This is a genomic window from Bacillus sp. NEAU-CP5 (genome assembly GCF_026420705.1).
Taxonomy (GTDB): Bacteria; Bacillota; Bacilli; order Bacillales; family Bacillaceae; genus Bacillus; species Bacillus velezensis.
The window spans coordinates 173,790-183,056 of the sequence record NZ_JAPMOV010000007.1 but is presented as its reverse complement, the minus strand read 5'-3'; the positions used below and the strand labels follow the sequence as shown (position 1 = coordinate 183,056).

The 9,267-nt window shown below is 53.2% G+C and carries 1 protein-coding gene; it reads right to left on the bottom strand.

Annotated elements, in window-relative coordinates; translation table 11 throughout:
- Positions 1-9,263: surfactin non-ribosomal peptide synthetase SrfAB (gene srfAB, locus OTK50_RS18905; RefSeq protein WP_410170659.1), on the bottom strand; the 9,263-nt coding region annotated here is incomplete at its 3' end.
- Positions 9,264-9,267 lie beyond the last annotated feature (4 nt).

The window sequence follows — 9,267 nt, the reverse complement described above, 5'->3', positions numbered from 1 at the left end:
AGCTTGTAGCCGTGCTGGTTCAGACGGCTCGCCATTTGGATGCCTTTGATCGAGTCGCCGCCGAGCGTGAAGAAATTATCGCTTACGCCGATCTGGTCAAGACCGAGCACTTCCTGCCAAATGTCTGAAAGCAGCGTCTCCATCTCTGTTTCCGGCGCTTTGTAAGCGGCGCTTCCCGCTTCAATGTCCGGTTCCGGCAGGGCTTTTTTGTCAATCTTTCCGTTTGCGGTGACCGGAAGCTCGTCCATCTCCACCCAGAACGCCGGCACCATGTAGTCAGGCAGCGTGTCTTTCAGCGCGGCTTTGAGCGCTTCAATATCGTCCTGCTGAGGCGCGACATAGGCGCAAAGCGCGGTATTGCCCGCTTTGTCTTCCACGGCCGTCACCGCTGCGTCATGAACGTCCGCAAGCTGGGCGAGGCGGACTTCGATTTCTGAAAGCTCGATCCGGTAGCCCCGCACTTTGACCTGCTGGTCGATACGGCCGATGTATTCAATGCCGCACTGCGCGTTCCATTTGACGAGGTCGCCGGTCCGGTACATGCGCTCGCCGGGCACGAACGGATCTGCGGTAAACCGCTTCGCCGTTTCTTCTTCACGGTTCAGGTATCCGCGCGCAAGACCGCGGCCGGCCACACACAATTCACCGGCAATGCCTTCCGGCTGCACCTGATCGCCGTCGCCGAGAATATAAACTCTCGTATTGGCAATCGCCCGTCCGATCGAAAGCGATCCTTCCTCCGGATTGATGACGCCGCTTGTCGCGACGACGGTGTTTTCCGTCGGGCCGTAGTTGTTGACGATCGTGTACGGCTGTTTCACCGCCCGCTTCAGCTTGTCGCCGCCGACGAGAAGCATGCGGAGAGAGGTATTTTCCAGCTCCATAAATTGTTCGGCCAGCTGCGTCGGCAGGAAGGTGATGGTCACGCCGTTCTCCTCGAAATAGTGATTTAAGCGGGTGATATCCAGCCGGATCGCTTCGTCAATGACGTGAAGCTCCGCGCCGATGGTCCATGCCGGGAACATTTCCCAGATGGAGGCGTCAAAACCGAAGCCCGCGTATTTGGCGCTTTTATCATCCGCCGTCATGGCGAATGCGTCGTGATGCCAGAAGCACAGGTTCACCAGCGCATGGTGTTCGACCATGACACCCTTCGGCTGTCCGGTCGTTCCTGACGTGTAAATCATATAAGCGAGATGATCCGCCGTTGTTTCCGTCTGCGGGTTCGCTTCATCGTTTTCATCAAGCGGCAGGCTCAGAATGGAGCGTCCGCCGTCAAGCAGAATCGTTTCTCCGTTGTAGCTTTCCGGCACGTCCAGCGCTTCCTGTGTGAGAAGAAGCTTGGCGCCGCTGTCCTGCAGAATGTAGCTGATCCGCTCTTCCGGGTATTCGGGGTCAATCGGCACAAATGCCGCGCCCGCTTTCAGGACGCCGAGTACGCCCGCGGCCATTTCCAAGGACGGTTTCGTCAAAATGCCGACACGTTCGTCAGCCGTGACGCCGCAGTCCATGAGGATACGCGCGATCCGGTTCGCCCTTGCGTTCAGCTCGCCGTACGTCCATTTCGCGCCGTTGTATGCCACGGCCGGCCGGTTCGCGTAGCGGGCGGCCGTTTCTTCAAAGAGACGGTGAACCGTTTTGTCCCGCGGCACAGAAATTGTTTTTCCTTTCCATGCGTTGAGGAGGGCTTGTTTTTCAGCATCGCTGATCAGTGAAATCTCAGGCAGCTTTCTGTCCGGGCTTTCTGCCGCTTGCTTCAGAATCCGCAGGAACCCGGCGCTCCACTTTTCAATTGTTTCTTTTTTAAACAGATCAGCCGCATATTCAAACTGAAGGCCGAGGCCTTCTTGATCCGTAAACCCGCCGAGTGTCAGATCGAATTTCGCCGTGCCTTGGTTCGACTCATACGGAGTGATGCGCAGGTTCTCCAGTTCCAGTGTTTCTTTATCCGGATCTTCTGTCGTCACCATGACTTGGAACAACGGATTTCGGCTCATATCTCTCGGCAGGTCAAGCTTTCCGATCAGATCCTCAAACGGATAATCCTGATGCGCCAGCGCGTCGAGATTGGTTTGTTTCACCTGTTCGAGCAGCCCGGCGAAGGTCTGCTCTTTGCGCGTTTCATTGCGAAGCGCAAGCGTATTGACAAACATCCCCGGCATTTCCTGAACTTCGGCGCTCGTTCTTCCGGCTGTCACCGAGCCGATAATGATATCGCGCTGCCCCGTGATTTTGCTCAAAAAGACATGGAACACGGCGTGAAGCACCATATGAAGAGTCGCTCCCGATGATTCCATTAATTCACGCACCGCTTTTTCCGTTTCACGCCCCGCTCTGAAACGGACGGATTGTCCTTTAAAACTTTGGACCGGCGGACGGGGAAAATCAGTCGGCAGATTCAATTCAGGAAGCTCGCCGGAAAATGCGGAGAGCCAATAACGCTCATGGTCTTTCATCCGTTCGGCCTGCTCAGGTTCATTCTGCCAGACGGCGAAGTCTTTATAGTGCAGGTTCGGCGACGGCAGACTTCCCCCTTTATAAAGGTGAGCGAGCTCTTTGACCAGCATGCTTCTGGACACGCCGTCGGCAATAATATGATGCATATCCAGCAGCAGCAGGTGTTTCTTTTCGTTCAGTCTGACAAGAGCGGCTCGAATGAGCGGAGCAGCGCTCAGATCAAACGGCTTAATGAATGCCTGAATGATTAGATTTGCTTTCTCCTCGTCCGCTGCTTCAAAGATATGCAGGTCAATGTCAGCCTGTTCTGCGATCTGTTGCATCGGGCGGCCGTTTTGATCGATAAAGGACGTCCGCAAAGATTCGTGGCGATTGATCATCTGATTGAGCGCTTCCTGAAGCCTTGAAATATTGACTTCTCCTTCCATCAGAAGAACGGACGGCATATTATAGCTGATTGTCTCCCGGTCAAGCTGGTTCAGGACGTACATCCGTTTTTGGGCGGATGATAACGGGTACGCGTCTGCACTGTCGGCCGGTGTGATCATCCGGCATCCCTCAGATACCGCCGATTTTTCGATATATGCGGCAAGCAGGCGGACAGTCGGCTGTTCGAACAGCGCTTTTAACGGAACCGTTTTGTCCAGTTCAGCCTGAATATTGGCGAGGAGCATCATGCCTTTTAAAGAGTGCCCGCCGTAATCGAAGAAATTATCGTCGATGCCGAGCGTATCCGTACCGAGTGTCTGTTTCCAAATGCGGCACAGCTTTTCCTCCAATTCCGTTTCCGGCAAGGCTGAAGCTGTTTGCGCCGTTTGGCTGACGCCCGGTTTCGGGAGGGCGTTTTTATCGGTTTTTCCGTTGGCTGTGAGCGGAATGTGGTCTACTTGCACGAAATAAGCCGGAAGCATGTGAGACGGCAATGTTTCGGAAAGCCGTTTGCGAAGCTCAGAGCCTTTCAGCTCGCTGCCGGCTTTATAGTACGCGCACAGTTCCGGCAGCCCGCCTTCGCTGACTGCGAGAACGACCGCCTCCTGAATGCCGTTTACGCTTAACAGCACGGTTTCAACCTCTTTTAATTCAATGCGGTAGCCCCGGATTTTCACCTGATCATCCGCACGGCCGATAAATTCAATCGTCCCGTCAGGAAGCCTGCGGACGACATCTCCCGTTTTGTACATGAGGCTGTCCGGTGAAAAAGGATTTGAGAGAAATTTCTCCGCCGTCAGCTGCGGACGGTGAAGATATCCTCTGGCAAGCCCCTTCCCGGTAATATAAAGCTCGCCGCTTGAGCCCGGAGGAACGAGCTGCATTGCTCCGTCCAATACAAGCGCGCCGGTATTCGCGATCGGGCGGCCGATGACGGGACGCTGCTCATATTGATCGAGGCGCTCCATATTGATCCGTCCGGCAATGGCGCCGATCGTCGTTTCCGTCGGCCCGTAGTGATTGATGAAGTCGGTATGGGCGTATACGTCATGAAACTTGCGGACATCGGACGTGATGATCTTTTCTCCGCCGAGCACCACTAAACGAAGCGGGCTGAAACGGCGTTCTGCCGCAAAACGGGCTGTATTGACGATCATATGGAACAATGACGGCGTCAGTTTCATATGCGTAATGCCATTTTTCTGTACATACTCACCAAGCTGATCAGGCGCGGTGTACGTCTCTTTCGGCACAATGTGCAGCTCGCCGCCCGCCTGAAGAATCGGGAATATAGCCGTATAGCCGAGATCAAATGCGTAAGAAGACAGCAGCACAGATTTGTCAGCTTCGGTCAAACCGGCTTCACGGCTGAACCATGTGACATAATTGATTAGATTGCGGTGCTCCAGCTGGACGCCTTTCGGTTTGCCCGTTGTTCCCGAGGTATAAATGATATAGGCAAGCTGGTCGGCGCCGGGCTTCGTTTCAAGCCGGCCGGCGCTTTCGTTCTGCCATTCTCCGTCTTCCATTACGATCGTTTTTCCTTTATAAACGGCGGCAGCGGTCATGTTTCTCTCATTGACGACCAGAAGCTTCGTTCCGCTGTCTTCAAGAGAGTAGCGGATTCTCTCTTCAGGAGTCTCCGGATCAATCGGGAGAAATGCCGCTCCGGCTTTCATGACGCCGAGAATCGCGGTAATCAAGTCGGCCGAACGATCCATCATAATGGCCACGATGTCCTCACTGCCCGTTCCGCAAGCCTGAAGGTGGCGGGCAAACCGGTTCGAGCGTTCATCAAGCTCACGATATGTCAGACTTGTTCCGCCCGCAACCGCCGTGAGATCAGGCGTTTTTTGCGCTTGCCGTTCAAACAGCGAAACAAAAGTGCCCTCAGGCAGATCCGCTTCCGTACGTTTTTCATCAGAAAGGAGCGCTTCCCGTTCAGGAGCGGACAGCAGGCTTGCGTCGGCCAGCTGAATATCCGGATTTTCAGCGCAGGCTTTAATCAGATTGACAAAATGAGCGCTCCAGCGGCGGATGGTTTCGTCCGCAAATAAGGCTTTCGCGTAATCAAAGCTCAATCCGACCTCTTCTCCGCGTTCAGCCGCTTCTAAGGAAAGATCAAATTTAGCGACATGATGATGCATGGAGTATGAAGAAATCTCCAAATCTCCGAGCCGCAGGGCCGGGATCTCCATGTTCTGCATATTAAATAACACGCTGAACAGCGGACTCCGGCTTGTGTCCCTCGTTAACGGCAGTTTTTCAATTAATTCTTCAAGCGGATAGCTTTGATGCTCAAAAGCTTGAAGACTCGCCGTTTTCACCTCATCCAGAAATTGTTTGAACGTTTTTTTGCCGACAGGATGCGACCGTAGCGCAACTGTGTTGACAAACATGCCCGGCACGTCTTGGAGATCAGGATGCTGTCTACCGGCCGCCGGAGACCCGACTATGATGTCTTCCTGACCCGAATATTTGGACAGCAGCACTTGAAAAGCGGCTAACAAGAACATGTACATCGTCGTATCCGTATCAGCCAGCAGCTTCTTAATCTGCGCCGTCACCTGTTTATCAAGCCCGAAGATGACGCGTTCCCCTTCAAAACTGCGCTCGGCAGGACGCGGGAAATCAAGCGGCAGATCCAACACCGGCAGATCGCCTTTGAACGTATCAAGCCAGTAGGCTTCGTGCTGATCGAGATTTGCTTTTTCACGCTGCCAGACTGAAAAATCCTTATAATGAATCTTTGGCAGCGCAAGCTCCGTGCCTTGATAAAGCTTCGCAAGATCACCGATGAAAATGCCCATTGAGCTTCCGTCCGTAATAATGTGGTGCATGTCAATCAGCAGAAGATGCCGGTCTTCTTCAAGCCGGATCAGCTTCGAACGGACAAGCGGCGCGCGGTTGAGCGCAAACGGCCTGATAAAGGCTTTTGTCAGCTCTTCTGCATCTTCTTCCCGGCCCTCGGCGGTTTCAAGCTCAAACGACACATTTTTATGAATGGTCTGCACAACTTCTCCATCTGCCATGTCAAACGACGTACGCAGTGTCTCATGACGGTTGATTAATGCCTGCATGGCCTCCTCAAGACGCTTTTTGTCTACTGATCCTTCCAGCAAAAGTACAGCAGGGACGTTGTAGCTCGTGCTGGCCTGTCCGAGCTGATTAAGGATATACATCCTGCGCTGTGCTGAGGAAACAGGATAATGCTTCTGATAAGGCGCTTGTCGGATCGGTTCAAACTGCTGTTCCTCCTCGCTCTCATGCTGCAAATAATGCGCAAGCTCCTGAATGGTCGGCTTTTCAAATAACACTTTAATCGGCACTTCTTTTTGAAAGTGCTCCTGGATTTTAGCGGTCATCATCATGGCTTTTAAAGAATGTCCGCCAATCGTGAAGAAATTGTCAGTCACACCCGCTTTTACACCGAGAATACCTTCCCAAATGTCCGCGAGTTTCTGCTCCGCTTCCGTTTTCGGCGCTACGTATTCTTTTTGAACGGCTTCAGCCTGAGGCTCAGGCAGCGCTTTTTTATCAATCTTTCCGTTCGCCGTCAGCGGAAACTGATTCATCTGGATGAAGTGCGCGGGAATCATATATTCCGGAAGTGATTCCGAAAGCGTTTTGCGCAGGTCTTCCGGCGAAAGGGCTTGGTCTGCGGTAAAGTAAGCGCAGATTTCATTTTCATCCGCTTTATTTTTCCGGATCACAGCCGCAGATTCGGTCACATTCTCCGCCTGGCTGATTTTCGCTTCGATTTCGCCGAGCTCGATTCTGAAACCGCGGACCTTTACTTGGTTGTCAATTCTGCCGAGAAACTCGATCGTACCGTCCGGAAGCCACTTCGCCAAGTCCCCCGTCCGGTATATCATTTCATCCGGTCTGAACGGATCGCGGACAAACTGCTTCTCCGTTAATTCAGGCAGATTCACATAACCTCTTGCCACTCCGCTTCCGCCGACGCACAGCTCACCGGGCGCGCCGATCGGCTGGAGGTTGCGGTTTTCGTCCATAATGTACGCAGTGGAATTTCCGATCGGCTTCCCGATCGGGACCGAACCGTCATAATCCTGATCAATGAGAAAACTCGTCGAAAACGTCGTATTCTCCGTCGGCCCGTAGCCGTTCCAAAGCGACAGCTCCGGTGATGACTTTCTCACTTTGCTGACGATATGCGGCACAAGCGCGTCACCGCCGATGATGAGGTGCCGGAGCGTGTTAAACATGCCGGCATCCTTTTGGGCAAGCTGATTAAACAGCGGAGACGTCAGCCACATGGTCGTGATCCGCTGCTCTTTCAGAAATTGGGCGAATTGTCCGGCGTCAAGCAGCGTCTCTTTTTTCACCGGGTGCAATGACGCTCCGTTCAGCAATGCGCCGAAGACTTCGAAGGTTCCGGCATCAAAGCTGACGGCTCCCGTTTGCGCCATCCGGTCTTCTTCATGAACCGGCACGTAATTCGAATGTTTGACGAGCCTGATGATATTTCTGTGTTCAATCATGACGCCTTTCGGTTTGCCGGTCGATCCGGATGTATACATGATATACGCCAAGTCGTTGCCGCTGGCCGGAAGATTCAAGTCTGTTCCGCTTACCGTTTCATCCGCGCTTTCATCCAGCATGACGACCGGGACTTGCAATGCGCCCGCTTGTTCTTGATAGTCCTGAACTGTCAGCACGAGCCGAATCGAGCTGTCTTCCGCCATAAAGCGGAGACGGTCCTCAGGAAAAGCCGGATCAATCGGCACATATGCGCCGCCTGCTTTTAAGACGGCAAGCATTCCGATAACGGTTTCCGCAGACCGGTCGTTCATAATAGCGGCGGTCCGGCCTTTTTCCAGCCCGCTCTTCACAAGGTGTCTCGCCAGGCGGTTGGCCGCTTCGTTCACTTCACGGTAGGTCCATTCGCGTCCTGCTTCTTTTATCGCGATGCTTGCAGGCGTCCGGTTTGCCTGTTCTTCAAACAAACGGTGAACGGCCTCCTCTTCCGGAAGCGCCGTTTTCGTATCATTGAATACCTCAACAATCTGCCGCTCTTCTTCGCCTGAAACAAGGCCGAGTTCCCGCACGGGCGCGTCAGGCGTTCCGACCGCCGCTTTCATCATGCGGGTCAGATGGTGCGCCGTTCGTTCGATGGCATCATGAGCGAAAGCCGCTCCGTTGTATTTGATTTTGACAGTCCACGTTTTTCCCGGATACACGATGAGATTGAAATCAAAGCTCGTCTGCTCAAAAGCATGTTCCACTTTAATGGAAAAGCCGAGTCTTTCCTCCATACCCCCGTTTTCCAGCTCTTTGTCCAGCGGATAGTTTTCAAACGCGACCAAATGATTTAAGAGGCTGCCGTCCAGGGCGGAGCGCTTTTGAATGTCATAGAGCGGCACATAATCATAGCGCTCGGCTTCCACGGCGTTTTTCTGAACTGCCGCCATCACGTCCGAAAAGGCTGCACCTTTGTCAATCTTGATTCTGACAGGAATCGTATTGATGAACAGCCCCGCCATCGTTTCTATGCCGTTGATTTCTGAAGGACGGCCTGATACGACGGTGCCGAACACCACATCGTCTGTATAGTTGTATTTGCTGAGCACCGCACCCCAAACGGCCTGAAACAGGTTAGGCCCCGTGACTTGATGCCGGTTGGCGGTCTGCTGAATCTGTGCGACCAGCTCTTCATCCCAGACAAAAGAATATTCTTCATTTTGGTAGTCTTTCTTTTCTGCTGCCAGACGGCCCGGGAGCAGGCTCGGCTGTTCGAAATCCGCCAGGCGGCTGCTCCAATATTGTTCCGCTTCCTCATAATCCCGGCCTCCGAGCCATTTGATATAGTCAGAGTAAGGTTTGCCCTGGCTTCCCCCGGCGTGCCGGCCGGCACGAAGCGCTTCATAGTTTTGAAACAGGCTTTTCATCAAAACGCCCATACTCCAGCCGTCCATGACGATATGATGATTGCTCCAGACGAGATACAGCTCCTTCTCACTGAGTCTGAACACCGCCGCTTTAAAGAGAATATCCTTCGCCAGATGAAAGCCCTGCTGCTGCACGCCGCGTTTATAGCGTTCGATATACTCAGTTTGGCGCGCTTCATCTAATTGACTGATATCTTCATAGTGCACCTTCGTCTTCCGCTCCGCCAATACGACTTGGCGCGGTTTTTGAAGCTGCTGGTGCACGAATACCGTACGCAGGATGTCATATGTCCGGATCAGCTCATTGACGCTTTTTTCAAAAAGCTCCAGCTGAAAGCTTCCGTGAATCCTAAGCTCTAATTGTGTGAAGTAGGAGGAAGAATGCGGATCAAGCAGCGCATGATACAGCATTCCCTCCTGCATCGGTGTGAGTGCATACACCTTTTGAATCGATTTTTTGCTCATATGT